This window comes from Vibrio hepatarius (assembly GCF_018860525.1).
Lineage (GTDB): Bacteria > Pseudomonadota > Gammaproteobacteria > Enterobacterales > Vibrionaceae > Vibrio > Vibrio hepatarius_B.
Window position 1 is genome coordinate 14,020 of record NZ_JAHKPM010000055.1, and the last position, 15,427, is coordinate 29,446.

A 15,427-nucleotide genomic window follows, 5' to 3' on the forward strand; every position below is an offset into this window, starting at 1 on the left:
AATACCACGAGGCTTTCAGGATTTGACTCAAAAGTGAAAAATATTATTTACCGTTTGCAAGTGTATCTAGATAACGTTCAGCATCAAGTGCGGCCATACAACCTGTTCCTGCGGAGGTTATAGCTTGGCGGTAGGTGTGATCCATTACATCTCCTGCGGCAAAAATGCCAGGAATACTGGTTTGAGTAGCGTTACCATTAAGTCCAGATTGAACAATAATATAACCATCTTTCATATCCAGTTGGCCTTCAAAAATACCTGTATTTGGCTGATGACCGATAGCAATAAAGGCACCCATGACGTCAAGTCCTTCTACCTCGTTTGTCTTGGTATCTTTTATACGGACACCAGTAACGCCCATGTCGTCACCAACGATCTCTTCGAGAACTTTATCCGTATGCAGGATAATATTGCCACTTTCAACTTTCTCCATTAGCCGACGGACTAGAATTTTTTCCGCACGAAAACTGTCACGTCTATGTATGAGGTGAACTTCAGAAGCAATGTTAGATAAATACAGTGCTTCTTCAACGGCAGTGTTTCCTCCGCCTACCACAGCAACCTTCTGGTTTTTATAGAAAAAACCGTCACACGTAGCACAGGCAGATACCCCCCGACCTTTAAATGCTTCTTCAGATTCCAACCCTAAGTATTTGGCTGAGGCCCCTGTAGAAATAATGAGTGCATCGCAACTGTATTCGTTACTATCACCTTTCAGTATGAAAGGCCGTTTGCTGAAATCAACATGGTTGATATGGTCAAAAATAATTTGCGTTTCAAAGCGCTCAGCGTGCTCTTTCATTCGTTCCATAAGTGCGGGACCTGTCAGTCCCTCAGGATCGCCTGGCCAGTTTTCAACATCTGTGGTTGTTGTTAGTTGTCCACCCTGTTGCATACCTGTTACGAGAACAGGCTGTAGATTCGCTCTTGCGGCGTACACGGCTGCCGTGTATCCCGCTGGGCCAGAACCAAGAATAAGAAGCTTACTGTGTTTGATTTCGTTCATTTGCGCTCCGTTGATAAATACCCATCACAATACTTTTGATTGTATGGAATATGTGATTGTAATGAAAGCGCCATTCGACTATTCAAGTGTAAGTAATGGTTATAGCTTAGAGCGTAAACAATATCGATATGGGTAATAGGGGATTGGTGCTTCTCTCTAGCAATAGTTTGCAAATAGTGGTGATCGTTTCACTCTAATTAAAGTTGTAGGGCTCTACAACAAGAAACTACTTACTAGAAAATTGAGTTAATATGTTATTTCAATAAAGTAAAATGCAAGCATTTTTTGCTAGTGTGTAATAGTTTTGGCTGTTGAACGGTCTGTGTTTGTTAGTCGATAAAACGAGGATGAACTGTGAATATAACCCCTTTATCACCTAAGATTGGTGCGCTTGTGGAAGATGTCGATCTTTCTACATTGTGTGATGCTGAATTTCAAACTATCTATCAAGCTTATCTTGACTATAAGGTGCTATTTTTTCATAACCAATTTATGACGCCGCAGCAGCACATGTCTCTAGCGAAACGTTTTGGGGAACTTGAACCTGTTCACCCATTTTTTCCACACTTAGAGGATGAAGAACAGGTGGTTGTGATTGAAACATCACCTGGTAATCCACCAAGTAGAAGCTATTGGCACACTGATTTGACATGGCAAGAGAGACCTTGCCGTTGCTCCATCCTGCATGCCCAGATTTGTCCCGACAGGGGAGGAGATACCATATGGACATCCATGGAAGCCGTATGGTTGAGTCTAACGATAGATGAGCAAAACCTGTTAAGAGAGTTAACAGCTACTCATGCTCTACATGCATTTGAAGGCAGTCGTTATGATTCTCTGGTAGAGGGTGGGCAGAGTCACGTTGCCAAAGTTTCAATCAATTACCCTCCGGTAAAACATCCTCTCATAGTTCGTCATCCTGAAACTGGAAACCCAACTGTATTTGTTAACGAGCAGTTCACCCGCAAAGTCAACGAATTGCAAGAGGCAGAAAGTAACGCACTTCTTGAAAAACTGTATCAACTCGCTAGATTACCCGAATTTCAGGTACGTTTTACATGGCAGCCAAATTCTTTAGCACTATGGGATAATATATCTACTCAACACTTTGCGGTAACCGATTACGGTGACAGACTACGTCGATTGCACCGTGTCACTGTGAGGGGAGAGGATTTACAGTCATACTAATTATGTCATTGTTGGCATCTTAATTTCTGCCATAGACGCGTGGACGTTTAAATCGATAAAACCCTTGCTGCTCTTCTTTCTCGAGTGTCGATGCTTCATCACCAAAATAGCTGAGCCTCAGATGTTTGAGTTCATTATTTAATTCTTCGTCGGCGAGGGTATTTAGTAATGCCTGCCTCTCAGCCATGTATTGATATCCTACTTGCCAGCGGAGCTCATTTTTTTCATCTTTGAGTGCCGCTTTTTCGACCTGCCTTTCACTAAAGCCTAAATCTCTACGTATATTGGCGAGTTGCAGTGAACGTTCATAAGGTGACATTTTCTCTAAATCATGCTGTACAGAGTCAAGGCTAAAGAAAGTGCTGGCTAACATGGATGGGCTTAAAATTTTTCCGCCGACCTGCTGTGAAAAATTTGTCTCGATCGTTGTCTTAAGTGCATAGAGGCGCTGATTGATCTCCATATCATAAGCTTGGTTCAAAAGCTCAATGGATTTCTTCGTATCAGCTATTTTTTGTTCTCGTTCGGCCAGTTCAGCCGACCAGAGAATATCGGCATCTGATGCAAATAGATCATGACGTTTTGCCCAAATGCTAATTTGCTTTTCTTCAAAAGTCATATTTAGAAGAGACTTCATTTCAGCAAGAAGCCAATCCTCATATATTTCCATTTTTGAGAGATTCGCAAAAATAGATTCTGCGTAGTTAGGAAATGCATGATTTATAACAGAATGAAATAGACTATCTGTTTTGTCCTGATATTTTTCACGTAGATATTGGCGAAAATCTACCAACCCAACTTGAATCTCAACGTTATGGATGCTCTCGCCTAGCTCTTTACGCAATTGCTGTGCTAGCTCTTCAACGAGTTCAAAATTATCAGTTTGATTCGCAGATGATGCTTTTGTTTGATGAAAATCTAGCGGTGTATTTTCAACCTTTTCAAAAGAAGGGGGTGTTGAAATTAATGACGTTAACGGCAGGAGCCAAACACCTAAACCAGCAATAGCACAAACAGTGAAACCCCATACCCATTTGCTCATTCTTTTCTCCTCTTATACTTAAGATTAACCCATGGCATGCCATGGGCTAACAGGCGGTGCTGATTTATAATACAGCTTGAAGGTGAGGCCAGATAAGCTGAGCTAATTTTTGAGATCCGGATGTGTTTGGATGGATATTGTCAGATAATACGTCATCTGGCGTAATTCCAAGTCTAGGGTCAACAAATTGGCATGATACTGTGGTGTTACTACAGGCATCAGTGAGTCGGTTGTCACCATAGTCAATCGCTTGGTGGAGGTTAGCTTTGTCACCCGTTGTGTAGTAGTAGCCTAAGTAAATGACCTGCTGGACATTGTTTTGCTCCATTTGATTCAGAAGGTTTACTGTTTCGACATAAATGTCATCAACTAAGCTAGTGCATTTCTCACTAAGTTCAGTCCGATACCAAGTCGTTTTGCATTCATAAGGGTCAAATACCATTGCTGGCAGTAAAATATCATTACCACCACCATCCATGACTACGATATTAATGTTAGGGTCATCAGCCTTAGCATCTTGGTATTGTTCAATAACCGGTTTGGCAACAATACCCCCACTGAGTTTTGCGCCGCTTAAGGTGTAATCGCGGAATGTTGTGTTGGCCATTTCTGGGCTTTCTAGAAATTGTTGGAGTTCACCTGAAAGGTCAAAGATAGAATCGCCAAGTGTAATTACGTCGTTGCGCTCTGCGTTTCGTACATAAGGATTGCCAGCACAAGCGATAATAGTACTACACATTGTGATTGTGACACTTGTTTTTAATAAAAAGGAAAAGTCAATTTTGTTGTTATTTATAGACGTCATGTTTCTACTCACTGATTAATTATATTGAAGCACATTGACGGTGCTTTACTCAATTTAGCTGGCGTTTTCAATATTTTCAAAACATTGAAATTATTAATAATTTAATCACAAATGGATTAGGTGTATTTTAGTTACATCTATTCAATTATTAGCGCTAGACATTGATAGATTTAAAGGTATATTTCTTTTGAATATAAAAACAAAGAAGTATCACAATGAAAAAACTTTTTGCCTTATGTTGGCTATTGCTTGTCGGGTGTGTTCAAAACACACCGTCTTCTCCTGTTCCTATACAACCTAATACTAATTGGTCTTCGGGCACGTTAGACAATGGGCTGAAGTACCACCTCTACCCAATGGATTCTAAGGAAATATCCATTCGCCTTTTGGTTCATGTAGGTTCAACGGCCGAAGAATTATCCCAGTTAGGTTACGCTCATTATGTTGAGCATCTTGCATTTGAGGGCAGTGAAAACTTTACGCCCAAAGAGGTAGAGCGGTTAATGGAAACGACGGGGGCTGAAAAGGGACATGGTGTTAATGCTACTACGTCGTACGACAATACGACTTATAAATTCAATCTCCCGAACCCAGAAGCGTTTGATAAGGCAATGCTATGGCTTCGAGATGTAGCAAGTGGCATCACTTTTTCACCGGAAGAAATTGAACAGGAAAAGAGTATTTTATTGTCTGAAAACCGTTTGTACGACCATATTGTTCAACCATTTTACGATAAGTATGATGCTTACCTCATAGAAGGAAGTCTTTATGAAAAGAGATCTCCAGGAGGTACTTCTGAAGCTATTAAAGCCGCAACTCCTGAATCTCTAAAGGCTTTTTATAACAAGTGGTATCAGCCACACAACGCTGAGCTGATTATTGCTGGTAATATTGATCGCGCCCAAGCGAAAGTCATGATCGAGAAACTGTTTTCTGATTGGACAGCCACTAACACAGAGTATGCTCCTGAACTACCCTTGTTGACATCGAAGAATGATGACTTCATCGCTAAAGTCGCTGATGATGAGCATGCTATTTTAGGTCTTAGGTTTGACCGAGGTGACAGTCTAGTATCAACGCAAGAACAGTTACTAAACAGTGAGCTTGATTATATTGCAGCACAATTAATTAGGTTACGTTTGAGAACGATTCTTGATGAGCAGTCTATCCCCTATCAGTGGCTGTATTCAGACGTTTACCCATTCCGTAACATCAGTATCTATGAAGTATCATTCGCATTTTCAGAACCTGAAAGAAACCTTGTTCAGCCGATATTTTTGAAAACATTAGCCTCTTTGAGAGATCATGGTGTCAGTGAGTCTGAATTAGATATAATTATGGCTGATTATATAAATTGGCGTAAACATGCTGATGAAAACTGGGAAACAAGCAAACCAGAGTATTTTATTAATGAGAAAATAACACAATTAATAACAGGCGCCCCAACTCAATCACGCAAAGGTTATAAACTCAGTCTTGACCATACTATTCGCAGTGCTGACATCAATACAGTCAATCAGCATCTAAACAATATGCTATCTTCTCATTATGGAATGTTCGTTGGTGTAGGGGCTACTGAATCCATTGAACATATTGAGCAAGCACTACCAGAGTGGAAAAGCATGTATAAAATCACAGGAGTTGTGGACAACAACATTAACTTTGATGTTAACGGCTTGGTGGAAGTCAAGTCTTCTAGCCCATTGCCAGATTCAGTTGTGTACGAGAATGGTGAAGAGATTTGGACACTGACTAATGGTGTCGAAGTACTGTTAGACCCTGATGTTAATAGTGATTTTGTAAATCTAGTCTATATGTCTGCTGGTGGTAAAGCAGCGTTAGATAGAGATTTATTGCCTGCCGCTCAAATCTTGTTTCCTGTTATTGCTCGAAGTGGAACTGGAAATTTTAACGGCTCGCAAATGAAGGCTTATGTTCGTAAAAACTCAATTGAAATGCAGGGTTTTATTGATGATACCGAACATGGTTTTGAAATGAGTGTACCGCGAGAGCATTTTAATCAAGCCTTACAGTTTATGTATACCAGTCTCGTTTACCCTAAGTTTGACCCACGGCAGGTGGATGTTATAAAACAAGAGTTTGCAGAGCAGGCTATGTCATACCTTAAATCACCTCTTGGGCAATGGTATGATGCGATGGACACCAATACATACGCCTCAAGCAGCGCTTACTTCCCAAATTATGCGCGAGATTTTAATAAGGTAACGGTAGATCAAGTCCAGCAAGCATTCGAACAGTTGTTCAGACAATCAAGAAATAATAAGCTGGTGATTGTTGCTGATGTTAAATCTTCAGACATTACTGACGCGATAAATGACTATGTTGCGACCTTACCACTGCAACAAGCAAACGTGCCATCTTATCAAATCGATTATAACTCAAGACCTGATGCCAAGATTAACCTTGCCATTAATAATGAGCAAAAAGGTCGTTTCATTCTCAGGGTGCACAATAAAAACTCTAGAATTCAAGATGTTAGGCGCGAGTTTATAGACCAAATCATAGAGAATATACTTGCCAATCGCATAGATAATTATGTACGTGAAGAGCTTAGTTTAGATTATTCTCCATCTAGCTATTCAGCTATGAGCTATAACCAAACTATAACAGATTGGGTAATTGAATCTCAGGTAGCTGTGAGTGATTTAACCAAGGTTGAACAAGCTGTCGACAAAGTTGTGACTGATTTGCAAACAGCAGTGACAGAGAGTGAGTTGTCAGTTGCAAAGAAACGACTTGATCTTTATTTAGACGATGTCGTGAGTAATGCTGATAGTAGTGCTTGGGTAAGAAGTATGTATATGGTTAATGGTTTTGGTAACGACGTATTGACTGACGCTAAGGGAGTTATCTCAGATATTTCTATCGATGAGGTGAAGGAGCGTATCAATGAGTCTTTTGGGAAAGGAACAGAAAGCTATAAATACATTCTTAGCCCTCTAGACTAAATTGTACTCCGTTCTCTTCAGGTAGCAATTTTAATAAATCTACTTTGATTTAACTCAGTGATAGAAGCCCTTAATTAAGGGCTTCTTTGCTTGCGATGTGGTTGCTTAACCACTCACTTCCACTTCGTATGACGTGAATTTTCGGATATTAATAACACCAGTATCAAAAATCATATATTGCCCTTTGAGCCCTTGTAAAGTTCCAGTTACTTCAGGGTTCTTATCAAAGTTGTGCGATGTGATTTTACTTGGGTGTTGAAGTACAGGATAACCAATCTGAGTGATTTTATTATCAAGTAACTCAATCGCGTCTTCACCAAACTGTTGTTTAATCTCTTCAATTTTGGGCTCAATTAGAGGTAGTAACTCAGTTATTTTTTGTTTGAGTGCTAAAGGCTCACTATCTTGCTTGAGTAACGTTCTCCAGTTGGTTTTGTCAGCTATGTGCTTTGCTAGTTCTACTTCAATAAGACCTGAAATGTATCGTGTTCGGACTTTAAAAATAGGTAAGCCTTGGGTAGCACCTTGATCTATCCAACGCGTGGGAATTTGGGTGTGACGCGTAATTCCGACTTTAACACCAGAGGTATTTGATAGGTAAACATAGTGGTCTACCATACAGTTCTCTTCTCCCCAAGACGGTTCTCGACAAGTACCTTGATCATAATGACATGTTTCAGGCTTCATGATGCACATGTCGCAACTGGCAAGTTTTTTCATACAGACGAAGCAATGCCCCTGTGAATAGCTTTTTTTAGTCTTTTTACCACATGAACAACAAAAAATATTGCCGGTGTGGGTCAAAGTAAGTATCTGACCGATAAATGGTTTAAGATCGATGAGTTGTTCTCCAACAGGGAGTTGGTATTGAACCTGTGTATCTAATGAGGCCCGCATTTTTTTTAACGTTCCTTTGGCGATGAAAGACATAGACATTGCTCTTTATTTTTGGTTTTAAGTGTATTAGATAAGGTAAATAGGGGTAATCTACTGAGGTAAGCCGAAGAATTACTGGGCTTAGGGCGTACTATTATCCATATTTGTGGTAGTTGGTATGGCCTCTTCTTTATGTATTGGCTCTTTCGGACCAAGAAATTTAGGCTTTTCACGCATTATGTAAAGATCAAGTACAGCCTTTACTCTGGCAAACACTTCACGTAATCGAACTTTGTATCCTGAATGTGAACTAGGGCCGGGGACGGCAAAGCATTTAGCATTGATGTGATGAAAATTAGCAATGAATAATGCCCGTTCACAGTGAAATTTCTGCGTAATAATCAGAAAATTATCTGTTTCGAATATTTCTTTTGCTCTAATAATGGAGTCGAGCGTCCTAAAGCCAGCATAATCCAGAAAAATATGCTCCTCAGGTATGTTAGCTTTAAGAAGATCACGTTTCATTGTCCAGGGTTCGTTATAAGAGCGATGAGCATTATCACCACTTAGAAGAAAGTTTTCGACCTTTTCTCTTCGATATAAGCTTACGGCTGCGTTAATTCGATTAATATAGTAGTCATTGAGAATTTTACCTAAATACTTACTTGTACCAAGTACCACAGCGACATCAAACTTACCAATTTCTTCTGACTCACTGTAAACTTGATCTTTCGTTTGGTAAGAAACCCACCGGTCAATAATGAATAACGCAGCAGAACCGCAAATTAAAATAAGCGGTAAACACCTAAGGATCTTTAGCAGGTACGCTAAATAATGATCAGAGGGTTTAGGTTGATGGAAAAGCCTTCTCACTAAATTTGTTGATTCCGTTGTGCCCATGAGCCGATAAATATAAAGCATACAACAACTATTGAGAACATGATGCCTGCATCTAAGCTATGTAATGTCCGAGCTAGGTAAGGTGTTGCTTTTACGATTATTAACCCATAACCAAATGCGTTGATTAAAATAAATATTATGGTTCTGACTAAGAAATGTTGGTTACGGACAAATTTTCTTAGCAGTTTATTTATTTCACCGCCAAAAACAACCAGTATACAGGCAATAAGTGCGATAGATATTTCATTTAAATACGGCAGGAGGTAATGCCCTGCTGGAGAGAGGAATTCAAAAATCATCATATATAAAGGCCCCTGTTACCAGGGGCTTAAACCATTAAAAATTAGAAAGAAGTACGCTTATATTTGCGGTATACAGGTTGCCAGAAGTGATGCTCAATAGATTCTTCCAGAGCATCATCAGGAATTTCCAACGCTACACCTACCTCGATCGCTTTCTTTGCTACAGCAAAGGCAATTTTTTTAGATACTGAATGGATAGCCTCTAAAGGTGGAAGCAATGCACCCTGGCCGTTAACTGCCATAGGAGAGCATGTTGCAAGAGCACGGCTAGATTCCATTAGCATTTCATCTGTGACTCGTTTGGCCTGTACCGAGAGTACGCCTAATCCAATACCAGGGAAGATATAGCTGTTGTTACATTGTGCAATTGGGTAGGTTTTTCCATTATGCACGACAGGATCAAATGGGCTTCCTGTTGCAACTAGTGCTTCTCCATTAGTCCATTCGATAATGTCATGAGGTGTTGCTTCTACTCGGCTAGTTGGATTGGATAGTGGAAATACGATTGGGCGTGAACAGTGTTTATGCATTTCCTTTATTACGTCCTCGCTGAACAAGCCAGGAGCACCTGAAACTCCTATCAAGACGGTAGGTTTTGCATTGCTCATCACATCGAGTAAGGAAAAACCGGTCCCATCAGCTTCCCAGCTGTCTGTTGCACTGTGCTTTTGTACCAGCCTTTGCTGGAAATCAAGTAAGTTAGGCATACCTTCTTGCAATAAACCCCAGCGGTCAACCATGTATACTTGGGATCTGGCTTTCTGGTCAGAAATACCTTCGGAGATCATTTGTGCAATGATGGCTTCAGCTATACCACAGCCAGCCGATCCTGCTCCTAGGAAGGTAATACGCTGTTCTGACAGCATCGTTCCTGCTGCTTCGCACGCTGCTAATAGTGATCCGACAGTCACTGCTGCAGTACCTTGAATATCATCGTTAAAGCAACAAATACGATCTTTGTATCGCTCAAGTAGAGGCATGGCATTTTTTTGAGCGAAATCTTCAAACTGAATTAATGCTTCTGGCCAACGGTGATGAATAGCTTGGATGAAATCTTCGACGAAAGCATCGTATTCAGTACCCGTAATTCGGGGGTGACGCCAGCCCATGTACATTGGATCGGCAAGACGCTGAGGGTTATTTGTACCCACGTCCAAAACGATGGGTAGTGTATATGCTGGACTGATGCCACCGCAGGCAGTATAAAGTGCTAGCTTACCTATTGGGATCCCCATGCCACCTATACCTTGGTCACCAAGGCCTAGAATTCGTTCACCATCAGTTACTACGATGACCTTAACGTTGTGGTTTGATGCGTTATTTAATAGGTCATCAATTCGGTCTCGATTCGCAAATGAAATAAATAGCCCACGACCTCGACGATAAATATTTGAGAAATTTTCGCATGCGGCTCCCACTGTCGGAGTATATATAATGGGCATCATTTCAGAGACGTGGTTTTGCACCAATCGATAGAACAAGGTCTCGTTAGTATCTTGAATGTTACGTAGATAAATGTGTTTATCCATATCACTTTCGAAGTTTTGATACTGTTGGTACGCTCGTTCCACTTGCTCCTGAATGGTTTCAGTTGTCTCTGGCAACAATCCTTCCAAATTGAATGAAGCTCTTTCCTTAGCAGAAAATGCGCTGCCTTTATTGAGAAGAGGCGTACTAAGAAGCGCTGGACCTGCGTAGGGAATATATAAGGGACGTTTATCGTTATTCATCACTTGCCTATAAATGTAGGGTCTTAAGGAACGGGAACCAGAAAATGATAGGGATTAGTGGCCATATTGTAAACCGAATATTCCTGCATTCTGGACCAGATTAAGTATATACTTTCAACCTTTTCCAAGATCTGGATGCTCACTATGTTCAGCTTACCCATAGATACCCTTAAATCTGACTTTCTTAACCGTTTATCTACTCACAATATGATAGTAGAAGCCGAAACTGGCTCCGGCAAATCGACAAGGTTACCAATTTGGGCACAGGAAAGGGGAAGAGTACTGGTTATAGAGCCAAGACGTATAGCATGTACGTCACTTGCTCAGTTTCTTGCGGAGCAAAAAAACGAGCGTGTGGGAGAGTCAATTGGCTACTCGATTAAGTTGCAAAATTGCTGTACAGACGATACTCAGGTCATTTTCGTTACTCCCGGTGTTGCTTTACGCTGGTTTGCCGAAAATGAACTTGCAGGATTTAAAACCGTTATCGTAGATGAATTTCATGAGCGCCGCTGGGATACCGATATACTGGTTGCTTTGCTAAAAGAGTCTAATTTGCATCGTTTAGTAATTACTTCAGCAACGATAGAAGGACAAAAACTGGCTCGATATACTGATGCCGAGCTATTGCAATCTAAAGGCCGGAGCTATCATGTAGCAATAGTAAATCGCGCTGGGGATTCACGCCAACTGCCAGATAGTCGTCATCTTGAATCTAGTGTAAAAAAAGAAGTTGAAGCGCTACTGGATCTTGATGGTGATATCTTGGTTTTTTTACCGGGTAGAAAAGAGATAAGTCAATGTCAAAACATGCTTTCACACTTAGCTGATGCGGTAGTTGTCCCACTCCATGCATCAGTCACCGATCGGCAAAGAACGATCGCGTTAACACCTCAGAACCAAAAGAAAATCGTACTGGCAACCAATGTTGCTGAGACATCGCTTACTATACCCAATGTTGTGGCGGTAATAGATTCCGGTTTAGAACGTCGAACTGAACAGCGAAATGGTAAAACAACCTTATGCCTTAAACATATTTCCAAAGCAAGTGCTTGCCAAAGGAGTGGTCGAGCTGGAAGAGTAATGGATGGTATCTGCGTTAGGTTGTACGGTGAGTTTGCGGCATTATCTGAAATTACTCCACCAGAACTACATCGAGAAGCGCTAAGTGAAGCAATGCTTGCGGCAGCATGTTGTGGATACCGTTTATCAGATTTGAGTTTTCTTGAACCCTTACCAGAGAAATCGTTGCACCAGGCAACCAAGATGCTCAATCAAATGGGGGCGATAGACCAAGAAGGTCGAGCGACGTTACATGGTCAACGTATCTACCCCTTACCAATAGATGCCCTATATGCGGATCTTGTTACTCGTATGCCAACTCGAAGCTTGCAAGAGGCTATGGTTGACCTCACGTCGGTATTGACTACTCCAGCAAACATATGCCGCCTATCTTCTTGTGAGGAATTACAAGGGCAGCTTAACTTTGAAGAGCCACTAGGTTGTGATGGAGAGCTCATGATACGCACTCTAAGGGGGAAAGTGTTCTCAGGTGTAACGGTGGATAGAGAAGCACTGAAAGAAGCCCAATTACTTTCAAACCAAATGCGCTTGGTGTTTGAATTACCTCAGTTAAGCGTTGCTTCTCGTTATACACATGAGGAGCTAGTAGAAGCTGTAGCTCGATTACATCCTGAGCTCTTGTTTGTTCGGCGAGAAAAACGTCGTGGTGCACTAGGTAATGGGCAGATGGAGGTGACTTTGGGGCGTAACAGTCGTTTATCGGATAAGGCTGAAGCTGCTCTGGTGATGGATACACATAGCCTGCCAGGAAGAGGAGTTAAACAAACATTGAACTTGGCCACTTTTACTATGCCAGTAAAGCTTGCGCTTTTTGAAAGACTTAGTATCGGAGAGTGGGTTGAAGGGGAGGGCATACTTGTCAATGATATGCCTCATGTCGCAATGACTTTGATGTATTCTGGACGTAAAGTAGCGGCCAAAATGCAGTTAGCTCAGGGAGGCTTGGCAAGTAAGTTATTACTTGAATCCGTAAAGCGAGAAGACGTTCTCCCTGGCTTTGCCAAGCTGCGTCATCAGCAAATAGAGCATTTTAAGCTTTATAGCATCATAGAAAAAGCACCATCATCGATAGAGTTAGAAGACTTAAGTTTTGACTCTTGGTTTATCAAACAGTTAGATGAATTAGAGATGACAGAGCTATCTGATCTAGACGTATTTACTGCCAATGACTTTCCTTTTGATGGAATACCTGCATGGGAGTATGAAGATTTTGCCGCTAGATACCCATTTCAGCTTTATATTGGTGACTTAAATTTGAGTGTGGAGTATGTACCAAATAAAAAGTTGGTTTATGTTGTTTATCAGTCAGGTCTTCGCAAAGGAGATCCCAAAAGATGGGAGTTACCAAGATGGTCTGGATGGAGAATTCAATACAAGAAAGCAAGTAGGATAGTCAATATCAGTTAGTGTGAAGTCTTTCAGTAAAAGCGATGATGACGATATGAAAGTAATAGGGTGGCATTTAACTAATTGTTTTCCAGTCCATTACCCATTCAGATAAGCCTCTTAGAAAACCTGTGTATCTAGACTATACTTTTGTAATACATATCGGCAGCCGCTTAGTTTTTGAGAATGTTTTCCTTTACATGGCTTAATTGGCCTGTGTTATAGAGGTGCTCATGGATGTCAAACCACCTTACATTTTACTGTCTTTGATGCTTTTAGGTCTGTTACCTATGTTCACTACCAATGCCAGTAACAACTTCAATTACAATTATCTTTATGCGGACTTGAGTGCGGGATCATATGATGATGACTTAGGTACCAATAGCAACGTGACCTCCCTAGCGGTAGGGGGAAAGAAGCAATTTGATAAAAAAATCCTAGCCACACTTGATTACGAAGCAAGGTTTATTCATCCAAACGATAACACAACTACTGAAAACTATATTTTATTACCTGGTGTTGCATTTAATTACTCTCTTGACGATAAATGGGATCTTATAGCTGGAGCAAAAACTGGCTATGTCTGGTCGTCCTCATCCAATGACATTACAGATGAGAAACTTTTTAGCGACGGAAAGTTTATGTGGGCCGGCGATGTCACCTTAAAACATGAGATAAGTCAATATTGGCAAATATCATTAATTGGTGAGCTTCGACGCAGTGATTTTTTAGATGAAGATATCTTTAATATGCGTGCAGGCTATCAGGTAACGGATAAGATTGTGGTCGCTGGTTTCTACACTCATATAAATAATGGTAAAACCACCACCAATGAAGGTGGAATCAGTGTGAAGTATTTATATTAGTTGATGAATATGTGTATCGCTTTCACTATGAAAAAAGAGCCAGTGATAACTGGCTCTTTCGCTCTTTTATTTAAAGGATAGCGGCTAAAGCTTTACAAAGTGGAAGCATGTTAGAACGAGTCATACCAGCAACGCTAATACGACCTGAACCGACGATGTAAATGCCAAACTCATCTTTAAGGCGAGTTACCTGATCCTTTGACAAGCCAGAGAATGAGAACATACCATTTTGGCGTTCAATAAAGCTAAAGTCAGCATTAACACCCTGCTCTTTAAGTGTTGCTACAAAGAGTTCACGCATGTCTTGGATACGGTCACGCATTTCTTTCACTTCAGCTTCCCACTCGTTACGCAGTTGTTCATTGTTAAGAATGTGTGTAACGACTGCACTACCGTGAGCGGGAGGATTAGAATAGATTGAACGTATGATTGCTTTTACTTGAGAGAAGGCTCTCGTTGCTGTTTGTTCTGATTCTGCAACCAGAGTAAAGGCGCCAACACGTTCATTATAAAGTCCGAAATTCTTCGAGAATGAACTGGCGACTAAAATTTCTTTGTTGTGCTTGGAGAAAATACGCAAACCTTCTGCATCTTCTTCCACACCTTTGGAAAAACCTTGGTAGGCGAAGTCGAATAGTGGTAGTAGTTGCTTAGAAGAGATGAGTTTAGCCAATGTTTCCCATTCATCAGCGGTTGGATCTATACCCGTTGGGTTATGGCAACAACCATGTAAAAGAACAACATCACCTTTTTCGGCGCGTTCCAAATCAGATAGCATGGCAGAGAAATCTTTGTCCTTTGTTTGTGCATTGTAATAGCTATATTGAGCTGTCTCTATACCAGCCGCAGAAAATACGGCGTTGTGGTTGGCCCAAGTAGGATTACTAATCCAAATCTTTACACCACCTAGCTGGCGTTTGATGAACTCAGCCGCTACGCGCAAAGCGCCAGTACCACCAGGAGCTTGAGCCGTTTTGGCTAGATTATTAGTTACGATACCAGCGTTACTGCCGAATAAGAGCTTTTGAACTACTAGGCCGTATTCAGCAGTTCCCTCGATAGTCAGATAAGATTTAGTCTTTTCGTTTTCTAGCAAAGCCGCTTCTGCTTTTTTCACTGTTGCTAGTACAGGTGTTTCACCTTGCTCATTCTTGTAAATGCCAACACCAAGGTTAATTTTGTCTGCGCGAGGATCTTTCTTGAATTCTTCTGTGAGACCAAGAATAGGATCGGCGGGTGCAGCACTGACTTTTTCAAACATAATTGTCATCCGT

Annotated in this window: 12 protein-coding genes; 4 read left to right on the plus strand and 8 right to left on the minus strand. The window is 41.0% G+C overall.

Annotated features, from left to right (window positions below; translation table 11 throughout):
• Positions 1 to 43 precede the first annotated feature (43 nt).
• Positions 44 to 1,006, minus strand: a complete 963-nt coding sequence (gene trxB / locus KO511_RS16130; protein ID WP_215988436.1) for a thioredoxin-disulfide reductase — start codon at positions 1,004 to 1,006, stop codon at positions 44 to 46.
• Between the two features lie 354 nt (positions 1,007 to 1,360).
• Here trxB and KO511_RS16135 point away from each other — a divergent pair, with 354 nt between their 5' ends.
• Positions 1,361 to 2,194, plus strand: a complete 834-nt coding sequence (locus KO511_RS16135; RefSeq protein WP_215988437.1) for a TauD/TfdA family dioxygenase — start codon at positions 1,361 to 1,363, stop codon at positions 2,192 to 2,194.
• A gap of 19 nt (positions 2,195 to 2,213) precedes the next feature.
• Here KO511_RS16135 and KO511_RS16140 read toward each other — a convergent pair whose 3' ends face one another.
• Together KO511_RS16140 and KO511_RS16145 are read right to left on the minus strand one after the other, a co-directional pair.
• A complete protein-coding gene (locus KO511_RS16140) occupies positions 2,214 to 3,236 on the minus strand; it encodes a hypothetical protein (RefSeq protein ID WP_215988438.1) in 1,023 nt (340 codons plus the stop codon).
• 64 nt (positions 3,237 to 3,300) lie between these two features.
• Positions 3,301 to 3,975 (minus strand): SGNH/GDSL hydrolase family protein, encoded by a 675-nt coding sequence (locus tag KO511_RS16145; RefSeq protein ID WP_252724413.1) that lies wholly within the window; start codon positions 3,973 to 3,975, stop codon positions 3,301 to 3,303.
• Between the two features lie 281 nt (positions 3,976 to 4,256).
• On the opposite strand from KO511_RS16145, the gene KO511_RS16150 reads away from it, so the two are divergent.
• Complete coding sequence (locus KO511_RS16150; RefSeq protein ID WP_215988440.1) at positions 4,257 to 7,010, plus strand: M16 family metallopeptidase; 2,754 nt, start codon at positions 4,257 to 4,259, stop codon at positions 7,008 to 7,010.
• 105 nt (positions 7,011 to 7,115) lie between these two features.
• Here KO511_RS16150 and KO511_RS16155 read toward each other — a convergent pair whose 3' ends face one another.
• The 4 genes from KO511_RS16155 to KO511_RS16170 form a co-directional block, all read right to left on the minus strand.
• Positions 7,116 to 7,940 carry a DUF2797 domain-containing protein gene (locus KO511_RS16155; RefSeq protein ID WP_215988441.1) on the minus strand — a complete coding sequence of 275 codons (825 nt, stop codon included), beginning with the start codon at positions 7,938 to 7,940 and terminating at the stop codon, positions 7,116 to 7,118.
• A gap of 87 nt (positions 7,941 to 8,027) precedes the next feature.
• Complete coding sequence (locus tag KO511_RS16160) at positions 8,028 to 8,759, minus strand: SanA/YdcF family protein (RefSeq protein WP_354668170.1); 732 nt, start codon at positions 8,757 to 8,759, stop codon at positions 8,028 to 8,030.
• A complete protein-coding gene (locus KO511_RS16165; protein ID WP_215988442.1) occupies positions 8,759 to 9,088 on the minus strand; it encodes a DUF3392 domain-containing protein in 330 nt (109 codons plus the stop codon). Before KO511_RS16165 ends, KO511_RS16160 begins: the two co-directional genes overlap by 1 nt.
• A gap of 41 nt (positions 9,089 to 9,129) precedes the next feature.
• The gene (locus KO511_RS16170) at positions 9,130 to 10,818 is read right to left on the minus strand and encodes an NAD-dependent malic enzyme (RefSeq protein WP_215988443.1); all 1,689 of its coding nucleotides are present in this window, start codon (positions 10,816 to 10,818) and stop codon (positions 9,130 to 9,132) included.
• A gap of 144 nt (positions 10,819 to 10,962) precedes the next feature.
• Here KO511_RS16170 and KO511_RS16175 point away from each other — a divergent pair, with 144 nt between their 5' ends.
• Positions 10,963 to 13,308 carry a helicase-related protein gene (locus tag KO511_RS16175; protein WP_215988444.1) on the plus strand — a complete coding sequence of 782 codons (2,346 nt, stop codon included), beginning with the start codon at positions 10,963 to 10,965 and terminating at the stop codon, positions 13,306 to 13,308.
• A 212-nt stretch (positions 13,309 to 13,520) separates the two neighbouring features.
• The gene (locus KO511_RS16180; RefSeq protein WP_215988445.1) at positions 13,521 to 14,153 is read left to right on the plus strand and encodes a porin family protein; all 633 of its coding nucleotides are present in this window, start codon (positions 13,521 to 13,523) and stop codon (positions 14,151 to 14,153) included.
• 70 nt (positions 14,154 to 14,223) lie between these two features.
• Here KO511_RS16180 and KO511_RS16185 read toward each other — a convergent pair whose 3' ends face one another.
• On the minus strand, positions 14,224 to 15,414 hold the full coding sequence (locus KO511_RS16185; RefSeq protein ID WP_215988446.1) for an amino acid aminotransferase: 1,191 nt from the start codon (positions 15,412 to 15,414) through the stop codon (positions 14,224 to 14,226).
• Positions 15,415 to 15,427: the final 13 nt, after the last annotated feature.

Coding starts and splice junctions, on each gene's coding strand:
- KO511_RS16155 (WP_215988441.1), bottom strand. CDS start 7,940: ATGTCTTTCATCGCCAAAGGAACGTTAAAAAAAATGCGGGCCTCATTA.
- trxB (WP_215988436.1), bottom strand. CDS start 1,006: ATGAACGAAATCAAACACAGTAAGCTTCTTATTCTTGGTTCTGGCCCA.
- KO511_RS16185 (WP_215988446.1), bottom strand. CDS start 15,414: ATGTTTGAAAAAGTCAGTGCTGCACCCGCCGATCCTATTCTTGGTCTC.
- KO511_RS16140 (WP_215988438.1), bottom strand. CDS start 3,236: ATGAGCAAATGGGTATGGGGTTTCACTGTTTGTGCTATTGCTGGTTTA.
- KO511_RS16170 (WP_215988443.1), bottom strand. CDS start 10,818: ATGAATAACGATAAACGTCCCTTATATATTCCCTACGCAGGTCCAGCG.
- KO511_RS16145 (WP_252724413.1), bottom strand. CDS start 3,975: ATGTGTAGTACTATTATCGCTTGTGCTGGCAATCCTTATGTACGAAAC.
- KO511_RS16180 (WP_215988445.1), top strand. CDS start 13,521: ATGGATGTCAAACCACCTTACATTTTACTGTCTTTGATGCTTTTAGGT.
- KO511_RS16175 (WP_215988444.1), top strand. CDS start 10,963: ATGTTCAGCTTACCCATAGATACCCTTAAATCTGACTTTCTTAACCGT.
- KO511_RS16165 (WP_215988442.1), bottom strand. CDS start 9,088: ATGATGATTTTTGAATTCCTCTCTCCAGCAGGGCATTACCTCCTGCCG.
- KO511_RS16150 (WP_215988440.1), top strand. CDS start 4,257: ATGAAAAAACTTTTTGCCTTATGTTGGCTATTGCTTGTCGGGTGTGTT.